The organism is Anaerosalibacter massiliensis (assembly GCF_024623155.1).
Classification (GTDB): Bacteria; Bacillota; Clostridia; order Tissierellales; family Sporanaerobacteraceae; genus Anaerosalibacter; species Anaerosalibacter massiliensis.
On the sequence record NZ_JANJZL010000009.1, the window covers coordinates 1 to 21341 of the forward strand.

Genomic DNA, 21341 nt, shown 5'->3' on the forward strand with positions numbered 1-21341 from the left:
AATATATCTTACTGTGTATCTTATTTTCAATTTAATACATTATCTGGTGACGATAGCAGAAGGGTCACACCTGTTCCCATACCGAACACAGAAGTTAAGCCTTCTAACGCTGATGGTACTTGAGTGGTAACACTCTGGGAGAGTAGGAAGTTGCCAGATTTATACATAGAATAGAAGCTCTATCTCGTAGGTCGAGGTAGGGTTTTTTTATTTTTATAAAAAAATATTCTTCTAAAAAGAATATTTTTTTATATTTTGTTTACAATAGCTACAATGAGAGGACTTTTTTGTTAGATATATAGTCCGCTTATTATGGTTTAACCTAATAGGGAAGGAGATTATTTATGGAAGAACCAAGTAATGAAAGAAGGCAACAATTAAGTCAATATAAGTCTTCAGATTTTATGATTAAATTTACGATTACCATGTTACTAACTTCAATATTAGCTATTGTAACAATGTTTAAAGTAAATGTTGCAGAAGCTTGGTCCTCTAAAGTAGATTGTGAAATAGGGGAAAGTGGCTTAAAACCTATTAATAAAAACAAAAAAACGCAAAAAAAATATCTAAAAAATAATATTAAATCTAAGATGAATTTTGTTACAAATGGATATGTAATATTAATTGATGGAAAAGAAATAGGAGTAGTTGAAAGAAGAGAAGAAGCAGAAGATATATTGACAAAATGTAAAGAACATTTTTTACATTCAAAAGAAAATAGTTCTGATTATAAAGAAGTAAATTTTCTAGAAGACATTAATATAGTTAAAAAGATAATACCTTTATTTGATATTAAAACTAGTGAAGAAATATTATCATTAATTGAAAAAGGTATTGAAGAGGTTAAAGTTCACGTAGTTGAGCCAGGAGAAAACTATTGGACCATAGCAAATAAATACAATATATCATTAGATGATTTAATTAAAGCTAATGATAGGAAAGATTTTGAAATTATCCACCCAGGTGATGAAGTCAATATAAAAATATCTAAACCTTTACTAACTCTTGAAACTATAGAGGAAATTATCTATGAAAAAGAAATTGAATATAATTTAGATATAGAATATGATAAAAATATGTATAAAAATAAAACAATGGTTAAAGAAAAAGGCATTAATGGAAAAAGTAAAATAGTAGAAAGAGTTGTAAAGCATAATGGTATAGAGGTAGATAGAAAAATAATAAAAGAAGATATTATATCAAAACCTGTAGATGAGATAATAGTAAAAGGCACAAAAAAGAGGCCTTTAACAGTTGCTAGTGGAAATTTTGCTACACCGACAAGAGGCTCTATTTCATCTAGATATGGACAGAGATGGGGAAGAATGCATAAAGGTATAGATATTGCTGCAAATGTAGGCACTCCTATAAAAGCAGCTGATGGCGGAACAATTACATACTCTGGTTATAGAGGAAACTATGGCAAGTTAGTAGAAATAGATCATGGAAATGGATATATAACTAGGTATGGCCATTGTAGTGAGTTAAATGTAAATAATGGAGATAAAGTTTCTAAAGGTCAAACTATAGCTTTAGTAGGAAATACAGGAAGAACTACAGGTCCCCATTTACATTTTGAAGTGATTAAAAATGGAGTTCATCAGAATCCGTCTGATTATCTAAATAAATAGTATATAATATTTAAAAAAAGAGGAAGTAATTTTACTTCCTCTTTAATCTTGTTTTAACAAAAATAATACTATGAATAAGATTAAGAAATTTTCTATATGGTGATTTATATTTGAAGGGGAAAATTTCTTATTAGGTAATGATTCATTCTTTTTATTTCCTGAAGAAATTTCAAAGAGTTTATTTAAATCTATCATTCCAGCACCTTGATTTTCCCTATTATCTTTTAAATCTATACAAGATTCAGTTAATCGTCTTTTTACTTCTTTATTAGATAAAGGTCCTTCCTTTTCAAGAAGTAAGGCTATGCTACCTGATATAACAGGTGTAGCCATAGATGTACCACTTAATGATGTATAACCATTTTGTTTATGGTTAGAAAGAGACATTATATTTACACCGGGAGCTACAATATCAGGTTTTATAAATCCTTCTTTAGTAGGACCTCTACTAGAAAAGGAAGCAATAGTATCATCTCTAGTATCTGATGTTCTTTTATCATCTACGGCACCAACAGTTATTACATTTGGGTTTATTCCAGGTGAAAGTATGGATTCGCTAGAAGGCCCACTATTTCCAGCTGCTACAACAACTATCAGTCCATTGTCTATAGCCTCTTTAGTAATTCTACATAATGGATCTTTTGAACAAGGATTATTTACAGGGCTTCCTAAAGAAAGATTTATTATTTTTGTATTATATTTATCTTTAGTTTCAATTGCCCAAGAAAGAGCTTTAATAATATCAGAAGTATTTCCACTACCATTTTCATCTAAAGCTTTTATAGATAGAATATTTGATTTTGGAGCTATTCCAGTATATTTTCCATTAGATGAATATCCACTACCTGCAATTATACCTGCTATATGGGTTCCATGGCCATGATCATCATATGGATAATCTCTATTGTTTACAAAATCTTTAAAGCCTATTATTCTTTCATTAGGCATTATTAAATCATTGTGAGGACTTGTTCCTGTATCTACTAAAGCTACAGTTACTCCTTCTCCCATATAACCTCTTTCATGTGGGAAATTAGCTTCAACAGAAGCAGAAGCAATATCTAAGAGTGCAAAAACCTTTGAATCAAAACTAATATATTCAATATCTAAATTTTCTGCTAGCCTATAAATAGACTCTATACTTAAATTACATGCCACTCCTCCAATAAGTGGAAGGCTAGATTTTACTCTTCCAGACATATTAAATATTAAATTATTAAGATTTGAATGGTCTTTGCTTTGGACAATTACTGGTAGTTCCTCTCTAGATTGAGAAGAAAGTTTTGCACTTAAAATTGGACAAATTTTGGAATCTATTATTTTTCTCATAAGAATACATCACCATCCTTGTTCTATTTTATGCTGTATAAAATAGAAAAGTGCTTATTAATTAAAGAAATTTAGAAGGAGCCATTGGATATATTCAATAGCTCCTTTTAGGCTCAGGCTCTAAAGATATAAGAATTTTTAAAATCTGTCTACTAAGATAATGTTCGACAACATTTTCAAAATATGTGTGCTACAATATATTTAAAATATAAAAAAGGTAACCTATTTACCTTTAGAGTACTTTATATTCATTCAATTTTAGGAGGAGATAAAAATGAAAAAAGCTGTTTCTTTATGTTTAATTTTAACTTTGTTGTTTGTTAGTATGATGCCATCTTTTGCAGCTACTACTTATAACTCACAGGTATCTTATGCAATGGAACCTTCTATTGTGGCAAATAAGACGGTTACACGAGAAAAGACTTCTCAAATCGAATCGGAAATTGCTACATTAAATAATTGTCATATAGATACATCAATTATTAAAAAAGTTAATGTGACAGAAAAAGGTAATGAATACATCTTAAATTATAAGAATATTGATGAAAAAGTAACTATAAAGAGCAATGATAATGAAAATGTGACCATTATTGTTAGTGATGGAAAAAAAAGTAATACAATTTCTTTTACGAAGGACGGCAGTATTATACTTGACGGTTATAAAGTTCAAGTATCTCAAGTAAATGAGACGGATATGAATATAGCCAAAACAATTTGGAAAGGTAAGAAGTCTCTTACTCCATATGGTAATTTAAAGCCTTCTGATTATAACCGTTATTTGACTTCAGGAAAACAGAATATAGCCCTAGGAAAGGCTCTAAACGCTCTTACAATTACTGCTCTATCTTCCATTATCGGTTCACTTCACCCTTATTTAGGAATAACAGTATCGTTGGCAGGTGTAGCTAAGGGAGTTTATGATGTTTTAGTTGCAGTAAATCCTAAAACCGAGTATTTAGGTTGTAAATATACAACTTATACAGCTGGAGCCTATGATTATAAATATATTAATAAATTTTATGCGAATAGACAATGTACAGGAAGGTATCGTCAAGAACTCAGCTATGAACACTTTATAATTTATTAAAAATGTTCATAGTATTTAATAAATATACAAAAACAGCAAAAAAAAAGTAAGCAAGAAGAAGTTGTATAGACTCAAATTGAGTTTTTACAGTTTCAGCGCACATTACTTAACATTATTATTTTTTATTAAAAAAATAGGAGAAGAATTGGATGAAAATGAATATCAAAAAAAAGAATCATAAAAATAAAATAGTATATAATAATTATCAGTTTTATGAAAATGCTGCATTGACTGGATTTATAAAAAAACAGGCGACAGAAGGCTATAGTCTTTGTGGTACAATGGGAAAATTTTTTAATATACTAAAATTTTGTTATACAAAAGATAAAGTGCCAAAGTCATACGCTATTTTTCACAAGCATTTAGACAAAGAGATAGATGAAAAGATTGAAAATATGAAAACTCGCAATGATGAAATTATATCCCAAAATAATCTGTATATTGTATTTGAGAATACTTCTAGTGAAGTTAGTAAAATGAAATTAGAAACAATAGAAAAAAAGCAAAATGTTTTACTTAGTGTTCCTATAAAAAAATCTATAGCTTTCGTTTCCATGTTATTTGTGGTCTCTGTAATTAGTTTGGTTCTAAAAATATTATTGATAGAAGACGGAAATTTACATTTTAATCTTTTAAGTTTAGGACTTTACTTGGCTTTAATTATTACTTTTCTTTTTTATTTTATAGGTGATATACACGATATTATTGCAGGTAAGGGAATATCTATAGATGGAAAAATGTATTTTTCTAGTCGTACAAAATTCAAAGATATATTGTTTCACATTGGTGATATACTTAAATTTGGAATATTATTAGGAAGTATTTGCATCAGCATTATGCTTTTGTTAAATGTAAAGGATGAAGTCATAGCGATTAATATTCTAAGAATGTGGTTAATATACTGTGTCATTGGTTATACATACAGGATACGGTTCCAACGGTCGTATATATCCTTGCTGTTAATTGAAACCTTTCTAATAACACTCAGCTTCTTTTAAAAGAGGAATTTAGGTTTGTAAATAACTTCGTACTTTTATAATCTTACCAGAAGTTTAGCTTTTAAAAATATAAGCGGGCGACAGCCCATATAATTAGACAATTAGTGATACACTGATTGAAATTTGTATATTCCGATTTATTCTTGTTGAAATAATATTTAATGATAAAATAAAATATAGAAACATAAGGCATAAAACAATGCTGAAAAGGTGTGATCTCAATGTTTAAAGATAAATATAACTTAACCTTAGAACAAAATATTTTCTTAGCTAAGAAATTAATTGTTGAAAATATATATAATAGTGCAAGACTGGAAGGTTGTAATGTAACTTTTTCTGATACTAAAACAATTCTTGATGGTATAAGTGTTGCAAACTTAAAAATGAGTGATATAGAAGTAATATTAAATTTAAGGGATGCATGGAAATATTTAATTGATAATATAGAAAAAGCCTTTAATCTTGGTTTTATATGTAAAATAAATCATTTTGTTTCAAGAAACGAAAGTCTAGAATGGGGAGTTTTAAGAAACGGTAATGTATCAATATCAGGAGTAGATTATGTTCCTACTATTCCCAATAAAGAAAATGTTATAGATAAGATTTTAAACATAGAAAGTGTTACTGAAAGAGCTATAAGATACTTCCTATGGGGAATGAGAAGTCAGCTATTTTGGGATGGAAACAAAAGGACATCTACATTATGTGCCAATAAGATTTTAATCAGTGAAGGAAAGGGAATTCTAAGTATTCCAGAAAAACATATAAAAGAATTTAATGTAAGGCTTAGTGAATTTTATAATACTAATGATTATAGTAAGATTGATAAATTTATATATGATAATTGTATACATGGTCTAGTATTACAAAAGGAAAAAATAAAAGAGAATGAAGAAGAATTTGAAATATAAACGTTATAATATGATTTTAATAAATTCATATTAATTAAAAAACACTCAATAAATATTGGGTGTTTTTTTATGTCTAAAAATAGCAAAGGGAGGGTTTAAAATGAAAAATAGAATTAGATATACAATTAATGATGTTAATAATAATAGATTCTATCAAATGCCAAAGTTTTTATTTGAAGGAGAGTTTAAAAACCTTTCAAATGATGCAAGGATTTTATATTCTTTATTACGTGATAGACATGAATTAAGCATGTCTAATAATTGGATAAATGAAAAAGGGGAGGTATATTTAATTTTTACAAGAGAAGATATAGCGGAATTATTGGGTTGCAGTCAGCCTACTTTAAGGAAAGCAATAAAACAGCTCATAGGTACAGGTTTAATGGAAGAAGAAAGGCAAGGAGCAAATAGACCAAATCGTATATATTTGACAGTAATAAATATAAAAAAAGAAGAACCAAAAGAAAAGCAAAAAAGAGAAAACAAAGGTTCTAAGGATGGTTCTATTGATGAAAAAACCAAAGGAAATATTGAAGATGAAAAACAAAAACCTTCACCGCAAAAAATGGACTGAAAAATCTTTCACCGAATGATACTAATAATAGTGATACTGATATTGTTATATATAATCAGTCTATCAGTCAGTCTTCTATAAATGGAAATAAGAAAAATAAAATTGATAGACAGATAGACATATCAAACCAGATAAAAGAAAACTATAATAAGACTATAAAAAAATGTGAAATTCAGGCTATAGATAGAAATTATCAAAATGCAGTTACTCAAGCTATTAGACTTTTATATTTAGATATTGAAAACAAAAAGAGAGTAGATATTGGTGGGAATATTATTCCAATAAAGCTATTAGAAAAAGACTTAGAGAAATTAGATTTTTTCATATTAGAACATGTAGTTAATAAATTTAAAGCTGCAAGTAGGGAAAAAGAAATTAAAAATAAAGTAGGATACTTAAAGACTTGTATTTATAATTCTATTTATGAGGTTGATGTAGATATAGATAGTGATTTAAGATATAGGGGATTGATATGACAAATCTTAATTATAATGTTTTGTATACTTTTAATTTTCAATATAATTATTTTATACTTTGATTTATACCTACTTACTTATATAATTTTTTCTGTATTTGCTTTATAAGTGAATGATTCTAAGTATGCGTCTACTTGATATTACTCTTTAAATTAGCTAATATGTAGATGAGAGAAAATATACTATAAGAGAAAAAGGGGAATTTTATGAAAAGTGGAAGACGAGAGAAGGCAAAATCAAATAAAAGTTCAATAGTAAGAGTTATAATTTCTAATTTTGATGATAAGCAGGTTAAAGAAATTAAGGTTTTATATACTAAGCAAGGCGGAATAGATGTTATAAAATTTAAAAGTACAGAAAAAGATGAGAAAGGCAGAATGAAATTTAATTTTGACTGTGCATACAATAGACTAGAAGAGGAAGAATTTAATTCTTTTGGAGGAAAGGGTAAACAAAGTTTTTTTGTAACAACAAATGAGGATTTAACAGAATTACATGTAACTAAAAGACATAAAACAACTGGCGAAATCATAAAAGACTATACAATACAGGGGAAATACACTCCTATAAAGCAAGATAGAACTAAAGTTACAGTATCAATAACTGATAATAAAGATCACTTTGATTCTAATGATTTAGGTGATAAAATTAGGTTATCTAGGAGTCTAACGCAATATACTAATAGAATTTTGCTAGATGCTGATGTGATGAAGAATTATAGGGAAATAGTTTGTAGTGACTCAGAAAAAGTAGATGAAACAATAAATATAGATTCTCAAGAAATATATAAGATTAATAGATTTTTAAGCTATAGATCAAACATGATTATTTATTATCAAATGATTAACAATTTTTTATTACATTATGATGGTGAAGAGGATAAAGGTGGAAATGATAGTATAAATTTAATAAATGAAATATGGAAATATGAAAATAAAAAGAATGACGAGAAGGAAAAAATAATTGAAAGGTCTTATAAGAGTATTGAAAAAAGTATAAACCAGTATATTTTAAATCATAACACAGAAGTAGAGAGTGGAGATAAAGAAAAAAAGATAGATATTAGTGAAGAAAGAATAAAAGAAGATTTAAAGAAAACATTTATATTGTTTTCTAGATTAAGACATTATATGGTTCACTATAATTATAAATTTTATGAAAATCTTTATTCAGGAAAAAATTTTATTATTTACAATAAAGATAAATCAAAGAGTAGAAGATTTAGTGAATTATTAGATTTAAATATTTTTAAAGAATTAAGTAAAATAAAACTAGTTAAAAATAGGGCTGTATCTAATTATTTAGATAAAAAAACAACTATACATGTATTAAATAAAAATATTAATGCAATAAAACTACTTGATATCTATAGGGATATATGTGAAACAAAAAATGGCTTTAATAATTTTATAAATAATATGATGACAATATCTGGAGAAGAAGATAAAGAATATAAAGAAATGGTTACTAAACATTTTAATGAAAATATGAACAAATTATCTATCTATTTGGAAAACTTTAAAAAGCATAGTGATTTTAAAACAAATAATAAGAAGAAAGAGACTTATAATTTACTAAAACAAGAGTTGGACGAACAGAAAAAACTAAGACTATGGTTTAACGCACCCTATGTTTATGATATACATAGTTCAAAAAAATATAAAGAACTATATGTAGAGAGAAAAAAATATGTAGATATACATTCAAAACTTATTGAGGCTGGAATAAATAATGATAATAAGAAAAAACTTAATGAAATAAATGTAAAACTATGTGAGTTAAATACTGAAATGAAAGAAATGACAAAACTAAATTCTAAATATAGATTGCAATATAAGTTGCAGTTAGCTTTTGGATTTATTCTAGAAGAATTTAATTTAGATATTGATAAATTTGTAAGTGCTTTTGATAAAGATAATAATTTAACTATATCAAAATTTATGGAAAAACGAGAGACTTATCTTAGCAAATCATTAGATAGAAGAGATAATAGATTTAAAAAGCTCATAAAAGATTATAAATTCAGAGATACAGAAGATATATTTTGTAGTGATAGAGAGAATAATTTAGTTAAATTATATATTTTAATGTATATATTACTTCCAGTTGAAATAAGAGGTGATTTTTTAGGATTTGTTAAAAAGAATTATTATGATTTAAAACATGTTGATTTTATAGATAAAAGAAATAATGATAATAAAGATACATTTTTCCATGATTTAAGACTCTTTGAAAAGAATGTTAAAAGACTTGAAGTAACAAGTTATAGTTTAAGTGATGGATTTTTAGGTAAAAAGAGCAGGGAAAAATTTGGAAAAGAATTGGAAAAATTCATATATAAGAATGTAAGCATTGCATTGCCAACAAATATAGATATAAAAGAATTTAATAAATCTTTAGTATTACCAATGATGAAAAACTATCAAATAATTTTTAAGCTTTTAAATGATATTGAAATAAGTGCGTTATTTTTGATTGCTAAGAAAGAGGGTAATGAAGGAAGTATTACTTTCAAAAAGGTGATTGATAAGGTTAGAAAAGAGGATATGAATGGAAATATTAATTTTTCACAGGTCATGAAAATGGCATTAAACGAAAAAGTTAATTGTCAAATAAGAAATAGTATAGCACATATTAATATGAAACAATTATATATAGAGCCATTAAACATCTATATAAATAATAATCAAAATAAAAAAACAATAAGTGAACAAATGGAAGAAATTATAGATATTTGTATAACTAAAGGTTTAACTGGCAAAGAATTAAATAAAAATATTATAAATGATTATTATATGAAGAAGGAAAAATTAGTATTCAATCTAAAGTTAAGAAAGAGAAATAATCTAGTAAGTATAGATGCACAGCAAAAAAATATGAAAGAGAAGTCTATTTTAAATAAATATGACTTAAATTATAAAGATGAAAATTTAAATATAAAAGAGATAATACTAAAGGTGAACGATTTAAATAATAAACAAAAACTTCTTAAAGAAACAACTGAGGGAGAATCAAATTATAAGAATGCTCTATCTAAAGATATATTGTTACTTAATGGAATTATTAGAAAAAACATTAATTTTAAAATTAAAGAAATGATATTAGGTATAATACAACAAAACGAATATAGGTATGTAAATATAAATATATATGATAAAATAAGAAAAGAAGATCACAATATAGATCTTAAAATTAATAATAAGTATATTGAAATAAGTTGTTATGAAAATAAAAGTAATGAAAGTACAGATGAAAGAATTAATTTTAAAATTAAATATATGGATTTAAAAGTTAAAAATGAATTATTGGTTCCAAGCTGTTATGAAGACATATATATAAAAAAGAAGATTGATCTTGAAATTCGCTATATTGAAAATTGTAAAGTCGTATATATAGATATATATTATAAAAAATATAATATTAACTTAGAATTTGATGGAAAAACACTATTTGTTAAATTTAATAAAGATGTAAAAAAAAATAACCAAAAGGTCAATTTGGAATCTAATTATATTCAAAATATTAAATTTATAGTATCATAAGATTTCAGTCGATACTCAGTAATGTGAAAATGCTAGGATATCGATTGAAGTTTAGGACTATTGAAAAATACACATAAATAGTATAAGATAAAATTATCAAGTTATAGTTTTGAATATAAAAATTTAAATTTAAGACGATAGACAAAAAGCTATGGTAAATAGATTGAAGAATCTATTGTATAAATTAACGGGGACTATACTCACTAAGGTGAGAATAAAACTTGATTTAAGCAAAACTTATTTGCTTTCGTTGCTGAGGACTATACTCACTAAGGTGAGAATAAAACCAGGCAGAACAATTTGAAAGTTGGGTATTCGATGAAGGGACTATACTCACTAAGGTGAGAATAAAACTTATTTTAATCTAACATTTCTCTAACTTTTTCTTCTGGGACTATACTCACTAAGGTGAGAATAAAACTATACTAATTCCTCCAATATTGGGAACCTTTCATAAGGACTATACTCACTAAGGTGAGAATAAAACTCTATTGTGACTCTCTTTGATATTTCATCAGTATGCGGACTATACTCACTAAGGTGAGAATAAAACACCTCTATATAGTTCATATCAACGCCCCACCATTTTAGGACTATACTCACTAAGGTGAGAATAAAACACCTAACTCCTCTGTAATTTGTGTAAGAGCGTCTATGGACTATACTCACTAAGGTGAGAATAAAACTCTGCTATTTCAGGAGCCATGCTTATATTTCTAGCTGGACTATACTCACTAAGGTGAGAATAAAACTGACTTTCTGTTTCTTTTCTTCCGCTTAAAAGCTTAAGGACTATACTCACTAAGGTGAGAATAAAACAATTTCGTGTCTAAGTTTTCTATTTTCTTCTGTTATAGGACTATACTCACTAAGGTGAGAATAAAACCTTGCATTTCCTCTCATTCTTCTGCCTCCTGCTTTAGGACTATACTCACTAAGGTGAGAATAAAACAATGCTACCATGTCGGATTCATTAAAGTGTATTCCTGGGACTATACTCACTAAGGTGAGAATAAAACCCGCTATATTGTCTCTACATTGCATTATTTCTAATTGGGACTATACTCACTAAGGTGAGAATAAAACTAACTATTTATATAAAATTACCATGTTTAAATTGTTAGGTGGTTTAAGAATAGAGCTGAGATAAATGCTATAAAACGTCAGATACCTAATAAACTGAAAAAAGGAAATGGAGATATAGATTTGGGAAAGTTTAAGGATAAAAACGGTAGGACGCCTCTTAATAAAAAGAGTGTAAGCGTAAAATATCCCCCACCTTCAAAAGATAGGGATATATATTATACTATTTTTTATTAGGAATTTTGCAAATCTCTGGAATTAAGCCTAACCAAGGTAATAGCTGATTTAGCTCTTCTAAGTTTTCTGGATTTATATTAGGTAGTTTCTCAAATAAATATTCTAAATAGTAAAATGGATTCAAATTATTGGCTTTCAACCTTTCTATTATACTGTATGTGATGGCACTTGCTGTAGCACCTCTAGGGGACTTTGAAAATAGAAAGTTTTTTCGTCCTATAACAAATGGTTTTATTGCCCGTTCTGTTTTATTGTTACTTATTTCTAGTCTACCATCTAGCATAAATACTTCTAGTTTTCTCCATTGATTTAAACAATATTTGATAGCCTTTCCAAGACTACTTTTAGGTAGAGTTTCTTTTTCTTTTATTTTTAACCATGACAAAAAATCCTCAAGAACTGGTTTGCTTCTCCTCAATCGTTCATTATATCGTTCTTCAGGTGATAGATTTTGTTTTTTAAAATCTCTTTCGATTCTTTGCTGAATTTATTGATATAGTATCTGAGCTTATGAACAGAAATACCTTTTTCTTCTGACCATTTAATTGCCGTTAAACCGCTATTTCTGTAATCTTGTATCCGTTCAATCCAAAGCTTTCTATCTTCAAGTTTCATTTAAGACAGCCTCCTTATTATTATTTAAAGGTATTATCTCATAGAAACCATAGATTGAAAATGTGGCTTAACTTTGACGCTTACGTATAAATAGAAAAGTGCTTATTAATTAAAGAAATTTAAAAGGAGCTATTGGATTATATCCAATAGCTCCTTTTAAGATACTTAATCATTTAATTTCTTTAATATAATTTTATTTATCTCACCAGCTACAATAGGTATTAAACAAAATCTAAGAACTATACTCCAAGCTTTCAAATCAATAGGATAGGTTCTAAAAATTGTTTGAAAAACTGGTATATATAGAACAATCAATAGTAAAGAAGAAGAAACTAATACAGCATATACTAAAGTTTTGTTTGTGAAAAATCCTATTTCAAATAAAGTATGTTTTTCTGATCTACTAGAAAAAGCTCTAATAAGCTCTGCTGTAATAAGAGTTGTAAAAGCTATAGTTCTAGAAATTATAATATTTTCTATGCCATAATTTTTCAATCCCCACAAATATGCTAATATAGTAGCTAGTGTAATAGCTATACTTTGAACCAGAATACCTGTAATCATGGTTTTATCAAGTATTGGTTCATTAGGATCTCTGGGTGAGATTTTCATTATATCAGATTCTCCCTTTTCTAATCCTAAAGCTAAAGCCGGAAAGCTATCAGTTATTAGGTTAAGCCACAATAGTTGTATAGGCAATAGAGGAATAGGCAAATGAAATAAAATGCTCAAAAATACTATTAAAATTTCCCCTATATTGCATGAAAGAAGGAAGAAAACAAATTTTCTAATATTGCTATATATTATTCTTCCCTGTTCTACAGCAGATACAATACTTGCAAAATTATCATCTGTTAAAATAACCTCTGCTGTACTTTTAGCTACATCTGTTCCTGTAATTCCCATGGAAACTCCGATATCAGATTTCTTTAATGCTGGTGCATCATTTACTCCGTCTCCTGTCATAGCAGCTATTTCTCCATTAGCTTTTAAAGCTTCTACTATTCTTACTTTATGTTGAGGAGATACTCTTGCATATACCTTTATATTTTTTACTTTCTCCTTTAATTCATCATCAGAGATATTATTTAAATCTCCTCCAACCATAAGTTCATCTATATTTTCGGCTATTCCCAAATCCTTTGCAATAGCAAAAGCTGTTTCCTTATAATCTCCTGTAATCATTACAGTTTTAATTCCAGCATTTTTACAAGTTTTTATAGATTCTATAGCTTCAGTTCTTGGTGGATCAATCATACCTACTAATCCTACAAAAATCATATCTTTTTCTATTGTTTCTGAACTAATGTCCTTAGGTATAGAATCATATGTTTTAAAACTAAAAGCTAATACCCTTAAAGCTTCTTTTGAAAAACTGCTATTAGCATCTAATATACTTTTTCTGATATCATTTGTTAAGGGTTTTTCTATGCCGTTTAAATATATTTTATTACATCTATCTAAGACTATATCGGGTGCACCTTTTGTAAAGGATACAATTTTTCCATTTATAAAATTTTCATGGAAAGTAGTCATCATTTTTCTATCAGAATCAAAAGGAATTTCATTTAACCTAGGATATTTTTTATTTAAAACATCCTTTTTTAGTCCACCTTTTTCAGCTAATGTGACTAATGATCCTTCTGTAGGATCTCCTATTATTTTATATGTTTTTTCTTCCTCAGAATAGTTCAATGTAGCATCATTACAAAGGCTAGATATTGAAAGAATTGTATTTAATTCATTATTTTCTTCTAGAGCTATATTTTCATTATTTATAAGAAATTCTCCATTAGGTTCATAGCCTTTGCCAGTTACATCTATAAAATTATTTCCTGCATAAACTTTAACTACTGTCATCTCATTTTGTGTGAGAGTGCCAGTTTTATCAGAACATATAACTGTAGTACTTCCTAAAGTTTCAACAGCAGAAAGTTTTTTAACTATGGCATGCTTTTTAACCATTTTATTCATTCCCAATGCTAAAACTATAGTTACTATAGCTGGCAGTCCTTCAGGAATTGCAGCTACAGCTAAACTTATAGCAATCATGAACATATCCAAAAGATTTCTACCTTGAAAGATACCAATTAAAAATACTAATCCGCATATTACAAGACATCCTAAACCTAAATATTTGCCTAATTGGTCCAGTTTCTTTTGGAGAGGGGTAGTGTCGTCTTCAAAAGTTTTAAGCATTTTTGCTACTTTACCCATTTCAGTATTTTCACTAGTTCCTACTACTATTCCTTTTCCACGACCATATGTAACAATAGTGTTCATATAGGCTGTATTTTCTCTATCTCCTAAAGAAACCTCATTATCTAAAATAGTTTCTGCATTTTTTTCTACTGGAACAGACTCACCAGTTAAAGAAGCTTCTTCTACTTTTAGGTTGGAACTTTCTAATAGTCTTAAATCAGCAGGAATAATATCTCCCGCCTCCAATAATACTATATCTCCAGGTACTAATGTATTTGCTGGAACTATATTTTTATCTCCATCCCTTATAACTTTTGCATTAGGAGAAGCCATTTTTCTTAAAGCCTCTAGAGATTTTTCAGCTTTTCCTTCTTGAATAATTCCTAAGGCAGCGTTTATGATTACAATAGCAATTATAACAATAGAATCTGTTACTTCACCAACAGCTATTGAAATAATGCTGGCACCTATAAGTATTAGTACTAAAAAATCCTTAAACTGGGCAATAATCTTTGTCCAAATACTACTTTTTCCCTTTTCTTCTAGTTCATTTAGTCCATATTCTTTAAGTCTTTTATTTGCCTCATCATTGGAGAGGCCAGTATCTTTATTAGAAGAGAGCTTTTTTATTACATTTTCAATACTTTCTCTATACCATTCCATAAACTCAACCCCTTTCTCATACTATTTTTTAGTATACCACTAAATAAATGGTTTTAATCTGTAATGTTAACTTTTGACAACTATTGAATAATTAATTCAAAATTGATACTATTGAATAGAGTAAAAATAAAAAGACCCTTGTTTAAACATTAATGTTTAAACAAAGGTCTTGCTTCCCAAAACTAGGAATAATTAACCGGGATTTCTCCGTATTGACGATTAATTATTTTAGCTACTCCCCTTTATTATAAATCATTATATAGAAAATAAGTATTTATTGCAATAGCATATTTTAAAATTCAATATATACATATATTGAAGGGGGGAAGAAAATTGAAGAAATTAATAGCTATTACATCTATCGTATTTATTATTTTACTTTTAATTATTACATTTAAAAGTTTTTTTATAGTTTCAACTTATCCAAGCTACAAAAGAATAGAAAAAGGAAGGGTTTTGCAAAGGACTAATAAATATTATACATTGAATGGAACACATTTTTCAATAAGATATAAAGAGGCAGATAAAAATATAGCTTTTATTACATTAAATAAATTAGAAAGACACTATGAAGAAATATGTAATAAATTAGATTATTTCCCCAAAGAAAAAATTCCTGTTATAATTTATAATAATGGGGAAGAGTTTTTAAAAACTATTAGATTAAAAACAAACTCTTTACCTTTGGGAGTATATTATAGTGGAACAATAAATATTTTATCTCCTTATAATTGGGTAGAAGATAAGTATGATATAGAAAAAGTTTATGAAGAAACAGGACCACATATTCATGAGTTTATTCATTTTATAGTTGATGAGAAAACTAATGGAAACTATCCTATGTGGCTTACGGAAGGAATGGCTCTTTATATGGAAAGAGAAATATTAGGAATAGATTGGGAATTAGGAAAAGAAAAGAGTAAGTCCATAGGTATTGAAGAACTAAATAATGATTTTGATAAAATTGAGGTAGATATATCCTATAGAAAATCTTTAGAAACTGTAGATAGTTTAATAGATAAATATGGCTTAGATAAAATTAATTTACTATTAGATGATTTAGGAAAAGGAAATAATATAAATACTTCAGTTAAAAAAGCATTGAAAGTGAATTTTAAAGATATTAATTAATCTAAGTAATTATTTTGGACAAACTATATCTTATATAAATATAGTTACTATATAGAAATAGATTCAAACTAGCATGTAATGGAAAAGTATTATATAATTAATATAATATTAATATATAGTGAAAATATTCCTCTCATAGAAAGAAGGGACAATGATGAATAAAGTTATAATTGAAGGTGGAAATAGTCTTAGAGGGAAAGTTGATATAAGTGGATTTAAAAATGCTGCACTGCCTATTATTGTAGGAACAATTTTATCTAATGATAAATGTAAAATAAAAAATCTTCCAATGATTGGAGATGTTTATAATCTAGTTAAGATAATGGATTTACTAGGAGCTAAAGTTTCTTTAAATGAAAGTGGATATATGGATATTGATACTAGTACAATTAGTAACTGTGTATTTATAGATGAAATTACAACAAAAATGAGAGCTTCATATTATCTTTTAGGGGCTGGTCTTGGACGTTTTGGTAAAGTAGAAGTATTGTATCCAGGAGGTTGTAATATAGGAGTAAGACCTATTGATCAGCATATAAAGGGTTTTGAAGCTTTGGGAGCTAATGTGGAAGTAGAACATGGAGTTATAAGATGTAAAGCTGATAAACTCATAGGTAGTAAAATTTATTTAGATGTAGTAAGTGTTGGAGCTACTATAAATATAATGATGGCTGCTACAAAGGCAGAAGGGACTACTATTATTGAAAATGCTGCTAAAGAACCTCATATAGTGGATGTAGCAAATTTTATAAATGCTATGGGGGGAGATGTAAGAGGAGCAGGAACGGATATTATAAAAATTAATGGCGTAGATAAACTACATGGTTGCAACTATTCTGTGATTCCAGACCAAATAGAGGCAGGTACTTATATGATTGGAGCAGTAGCTACAAAAGGTGATGTAATAATAAATAATGTTATTCCCATACATTTAGAACCTATATCTGCCAAACTTAGAGAAATGGGAGCAGAAGTTGTGGAATATGGAGATTCAATAAGAGTTAATGGAAATTTCAATTTAAAAAGTGTAAATGTTAAAACATTACCCTATCCTGGCTTTCCAACAGACTTGCAACAACCTATGACTGCTTTACTAAGCAATGTAAAAGGTACTAGCATAGTTACAGAAACAGTTTTTGAGGGAAGGTATAAATATGTAGATGAATTAAAAAGAATGGGAGTAGATATAGATTTGGATGGAAGGATAGCTATTGTTGAAGGCGTAGAAAAGCTTATGGGAACTAAAGTTAAGGCTACAGATTTAAGAGGAGGAGCTGCACTTATTATAGCAGGTTTGATAGCTGATGGAGTGACAGAAATAGAAGAAGCTTATCATATAGAAAGAGGATATGAAAATTTTATATCCAAATTATTAAATCTAGGTGCTAAAATAAAAGAAGGATAAGTATTGGAGGAACTAAAATGGCATTTAAATTTTGTTCTCTTTCTAGTGGCAGTAGTGGAAATTGCCAATATATTGAGACAGACAATATAAGAGTTTTAGTAGATGCAGGATTGAGTGGAAAGAAAATAGAGAATTTATTATTAGATATAGGAGTAGATGCTGAAACTATTGATTACATTTTAATCACCCATGAGCATAGAGACCATATAAAAGGGGCAGGAATATTATCAAGACGGTATGATATTCCTATATGGGCTAATGAAAAAACATGGACTAGTATGGAAGGACTAGTAGGAGAGTTAAAAGAGAAGAATATTAAGATATTTAACACAGAAAAAAATTTTCAGCTCAAAGATTTAAATATATATCCCTTTCAAATATTCCATGATGCTATAGAGCCAGTAGGTTTTTGTTTATATAACAATAATACTAAAATAAGTATTATAACAGATACAGGTATAGTGAATAATGATATAAAAAGTAAAATAAAAGATTCTTCATTATACTTAATAGAATCTAATCATGATGTTGAGATGCTTAAAGTCGGAAGATATCCATGGAATTTGAAAAAGAGGATAATGAGTAGCCAAGGACATCTTTCAAATGAACAATCAGGAAAAGTACTTTCAGACATTATATCAGGTAATGGGGAAGTAGTACTTTTAGGACATTTGAGTCAAGAGAACAATTTTCCGCTTTTAGCATACGAAACGGTAAAAAATATTATAGAAGGCATTGGGGTGAATGTACATAAGGATATTACTTTGGAACTTACACATAGGGAAAAAGTAACTAAAGTATATAATTTTTAAAGTTTGGAGTGTTGAAAATGGATGATAAAAAATTTACTACATCTTATTATGTAGACAGACCAACAGGAAATGGAAAGCCTACAAGGAAAAAGGGAGGATTCTTTTCTTATTTCTTGGTAGCTTTAATTGCAGCAATAATAGGAGGTATTATAACTTCTTATATTGCACCAACTTATTTATATGGAAAATTACTTCCTATACCAGAGGTATATAATACTGGAGGTAAAAATGCCGGACAAAATATTAATATTAGTCCTAAAGAAGATATAACTGCAGTTTCTGCTGTAGCTAAAAAATCTGTTAGTTCAGTAGTAGGTATAACTACTGTAGAAGTGGTTAGAGATTTTTTCTGGGAAAGAGAAGTAGAAGGTGTAGGCTCAGGAGTTATTGTAGATAGTAATGGATATATACTTACTAACTCTCATGTGGTAGGAGATGGTCAAGCTAGAAAGATCACAGTGTTATTTGAAAATGGAGACAAAAAAACAGGGAAAGTTCTTTGGGCAGATCCTACATTAGACTTAGCAGTAGTTAAAGTAGATGGAGAAGGATTACCAGCAGCAGAATTGGGCGACTCTGATAAACTACAGGTAGGTCAACTTGCTGTAGCTATAGGAAATCCATTAGGATTAGATTTTCAAAGAACAGTTACTTCTGGAGTTATTAGTGGACTCAATAGGACCATAAAAGTAGATTCATCTAATATAATAGAGGATTTAATTCAAACAGATGCATCTATAAATCCAGGTAATAGTGGTGGACCTTTACTAAATCAGATGGGCGAGGTAATAGGTATAAATACTGCAAAAATTCAAACTGGAGAAGGGCTTGGATTTGCTATACCTATTAATTCAGTAAAACCTATATTAGAACAAGTAATAAAAGAAGGAAGTTTCAATACTGTAATGGTAGGAATACAAGGTGTAGAAATAGAAAGATATGAAAATGCACTAGGAGTAGATTTAAATGTAGATGAAGGGGTTATAATATTAGAAATAGTGCCTAAATCACCAGCAGAGAAATCAGGATTAAAAAGTGGAGATATTATAGTTGAGATAGATAATCATAAAATTAAAAATATGAATCAAATGAAAAAAGTATTATATAAGTATAAAAAAGGTGAAAAAGCCAAATTAACTATTATAAGAGATGGTAAAGAGAAAATAGTGGAAATAGTCCTTGATGAGATGAAAAAATAAAAAATAATAAAAAAGGCTTGACAGATTTGTCAAGCCTTTAAAAATACTTTTTTTGAGCATAATATAAGTATAGAATAATATTGGAGATGATTAAAATGTATGTAGTGTGTAATGTACATTTGGAAATTGCTATAGAAGAATTTGTTGAGATTTATGAGCAACCACCAGATATATATGAGTTAGATAAGGTAAGTTTCACAGACTGGACAAGTCCACAAATATGTCATTATTGTGATAGAGTACCTAGATTTTTAGTAGTTTAAAAATTAAAAGGGGGATATTTTGTGAAGGTTTTAAATTTAGGGAAGATTCTTATCAAAAGTTGGGCATATGAAATAGATGAAGCAGCACTTAAACAAGCTGTAAATCTTTCAAATCTTGATTTTGCTTATAAACATATTGCACTAATGGCAGATGTTCATTCAGGATTTGGAATGCCAATAGGAGGAGTACTGGCATCAGAAGGTATAATAATTCCAAATGCAGTGGGTGTAGATATAGGTTGTGGAATAATAGGAGCAAAAACTGATGTTATCCACATATCTAAAGAAGAAATAAAAAATATTGTGGATAAGTCTCATAAAAAAATTCCACTTGGGTTTGAGTCACACAAAAATCCAAAAAGTTGGGAAGGATTTAAAAAAGCACCAAAATATGAAGTAATTCAAAGTGAATTAGATTCATCTAGATATCAGATAGGAACATTAGGTGGAGGAAATCATTTCATGAGTATAGAAAAAGGAAGTGATGGTCATATCTGGTTGATGGTTCATTCTGGTAGCCGAAATTTTGGCTATAAAGTTGCAAATTATTATAATAAAATAGCTAAAGAATTAAACAAAGAAAATAAATTAGTTCCTGAAAAAACTGATTTATATGGTCTTTTTATAGATTCAGTGGAAGGGGAAGAATATTTTAATTCTATGAAATATTCTTTAGAGTATGCAAAGGCTAATAGGGAAGAATTGTTTAGACAGTTTTATAGAATATTTGCTGAAGAAACAGGTTCAAGAGAAATAATGGAAAAAATAAATGTTCATCATAATTATGCAAGTATTGAAGAACATTTTGGAAAAGAAGTAGTAGTTCATAGAAAAGGTGCTATAAAAGCAGAAAGTGGAGAATTGGGTATAATACCAGGTTCAATGGGAACACCTTCATATATAGTAGAAGGACTAGGGAATGAAGAAAGTTTTAAATCTTGTTCTCATGGTGCAGGAAGGGTTCTTTCAAGGAGACAAGCAAATAAAATATTTACAGAGGAAATGGTCAATAGATCTATGGAAGGTATAGTATTTAAAAATCCAAAAAAAGATTATTCAGAAGCTCCTATGGCATACAAAGATATTGAAGAGGTAATAAAAAATCAAGAAGATCTAGTAAAACCTATAGTTAAACTAAGTCCATTAGGAGTAGTTAAAGGATAATATGATATAATTATATGAA

Annotated in this window: 16 protein-coding genes, 1 rRNA gene and 1 CRISPR repeat array; of the genes, 13 read left to right on the forward strand and 4 right to left on the reverse strand. The window is 28.1% G+C overall.

Annotated features, from left to right (window positions below; genetic code table 11):
* The first annotated feature begins 42 nt into the window (after window positions 1-42).
* Both rrf and NSA23_RS11890 read left to right on the forward strand, forming a co-directional pair.
* A 5S ribosomal RNA gene (rrf, locus tag NSA23_RS11885) occupies window positions 43-159 on the forward strand.
* Window positions 160-344: 185 nt separating this feature from the next.
* Window positions 345-1631 (forward strand): M23 family metallopeptidase, encoded by a 1287-nt coding sequence (locus tag NSA23_RS11890; RefSeq protein ID WP_050069698.1) that lies wholly within the window; start codon window positions 345-347, stop codon window positions 1629-1631.
* Window positions 1632-1673: 42 nt separating this feature from the next.
* Here NSA23_RS11890 and NSA23_RS11895 read toward each other — a convergent pair whose 3' ends face one another.
* Entirely contained in the window at window positions 1674-2960 is a 1287-nt protein-coding gene (locus NSA23_RS11895) for a S8 family peptidase (RefSeq protein WP_042678934.1), read from the reverse strand.
* Between the two features lie 274 nt (window positions 2961-3234).
* Here NSA23_RS11895 and NSA23_RS11900 point away from each other — a divergent pair, with 274 nt between their 5' ends.
* From NSA23_RS11900 to cas13c, 5 genes are all read left to right on the forward strand, one after another.
* Entirely contained in the window at window positions 3235-4047 is an 813-nt protein-coding gene (locus NSA23_RS11900; RefSeq protein WP_042678933.1) for a hypothetical protein, read from the forward strand.
* A 149-nt stretch (window positions 4048-4196) separates the two neighbouring features.
* Entirely contained in the window at window positions 4197-5045 is an 849-nt protein-coding gene (locus NSA23_RS11905; RefSeq protein ID WP_246119160.1) for a hypothetical protein, read from the forward strand.
* 221 nt (window positions 5046-5266) lie between these two features.
* The gene (locus tag NSA23_RS11910) at window positions 5267-5956 is read left to right on the forward strand and encodes a Fic family protein (RefSeq protein WP_042678932.1); all 690 of its coding nucleotides are present in this window, start codon (window positions 5267-5269) and stop codon (window positions 5954-5956) included.
* 100 nt (window positions 5957-6056) lie between these two features.
* Complete coding sequence (locus tag NSA23_RS11915) at window positions 6057-6530, forward strand: replication initiator protein A (protein WP_050069697.1); 474 nt, start codon at window positions 6057-6059, stop codon at window positions 6528-6530.
* Window positions 6531-7212: 682 nt separating this feature from the next.
* A complete protein-coding gene (gene cas13c / locus NSA23_RS11920) occupies window positions 7213-10548 on the forward strand; it encodes a type VI-C CRISPR-associated RNA-guided ribonuclease Cas13c (protein WP_042678931.1) in 3336 nt (1111 codons plus the stop codon).
* Between the two features lie 191 nt (window positions 10549-10739).
* A CRISPR array of direct repeats spans window positions 10740-11634; the repeat unit is 30 nt; unit sequence GGACTATACTCACTAAGGTGAGAATAAAAC.
* 220 nt (window positions 11635-11854) lie between these two features.
* Here the strand turns inward: cas13c and NSA23_RS11925 are convergent.
* The 3 genes from NSA23_RS11925 to NSA23_RS11935 form a co-directional block, all read right to left on the reverse strand.
* A complete protein-coding gene (locus NSA23_RS11925) occupies window positions 11855-12286 on the reverse strand; it encodes an IS66 family transposase (protein ID WP_075052097.1) in 432 nt (143 codons plus the stop codon).
* A complete protein-coding gene (gene tnpA, locus NSA23_RS11930) occupies window positions 12283-12483 on the reverse strand; it encodes an IS66 family insertion sequence element accessory protein TnpA (RefSeq protein WP_042678930.1) in 201 nt (66 codons plus the stop codon). Before tnpA ends, NSA23_RS11925 begins: the two co-directional genes overlap by 4 nt.
* 165 nt (window positions 12484-12648) lie before the next feature.
* Window positions 12649-15348: a calcium-transporting P-type ATPase, PMR1-type gene (locus NSA23_RS11935; RefSeq protein WP_257490575.1), complete on the reverse strand. Its 2700-nt coding sequence runs from the start codon at window positions 15346-15348 to the stop codon at window positions 12649-12651.
* Between the two features lie 333 nt (window positions 15349-15681).
* Here NSA23_RS11935 and NSA23_RS11940 point away from each other — a divergent pair, with 333 nt between their 5' ends.
* The 6 genes from NSA23_RS11940 to NSA23_RS11965 all read left to right on the forward strand — a co-directional run bounded on the left by NSA23_RS11940 (window position 15682) and on the right by NSA23_RS11965 (window position 21322).
* Entirely contained in the window at window positions 15682-16479 is a 798-nt protein-coding gene (locus NSA23_RS11940; protein ID WP_042678928.1) for a peptidase MA family metallohydrolase, read from the forward strand.
* A gap of 154 nt (window positions 16480-16633) precedes the next feature.
* Window positions 16634-17884: a UDP-N-acetylglucosamine 1-carboxyvinyltransferase gene (locus tag NSA23_RS11945; protein WP_257490576.1), complete on the forward strand. Its 1251-nt coding sequence runs from the start codon at window positions 16634-16636 to the stop codon at window positions 17882-17884.
* 17 nt (window positions 17885-17901) lie between these two features.
* The gene (locus NSA23_RS11950; RefSeq protein WP_042678925.1) at window positions 17902-18696 is read left to right on the forward strand and encodes an MBL fold metallo-hydrolase; all 795 of its coding nucleotides are present in this window, start codon (window positions 17902-17904) and stop codon (window positions 18694-18696) included.
* Between the two features lie 17 nt (window positions 18697-18713).
* The gene (gene htrA, locus NSA23_RS11955; protein WP_081915149.1) at window positions 18714-19895 is read left to right on the forward strand and encodes a serine protease HtrA; all 1182 of its coding nucleotides are present in this window, start codon (window positions 18714-18716) and stop codon (window positions 19893-19895) included.
* Between the two features lie 95 nt (window positions 19896-19990).
* A complete protein-coding gene (locus tag NSA23_RS11960; protein ID WP_075052096.1) occupies window positions 19991-20158 on the forward strand; it encodes a CxxH/CxxC protein in 168 nt (55 codons plus the stop codon).
* A gap of 21 nt (window positions 20159-20179) precedes the next feature.
* Window positions 20180-21322, forward strand: coding sequence for an RtcB family protein (locus NSA23_RS11965; RefSeq protein ID WP_042678924.1), 1143 nt, complete (start codon window positions 20180-20182; stop codon window positions 21320-21322).
* The last annotated feature ends 19 nt before the right edge of the window (window positions 21323-21341 follow it).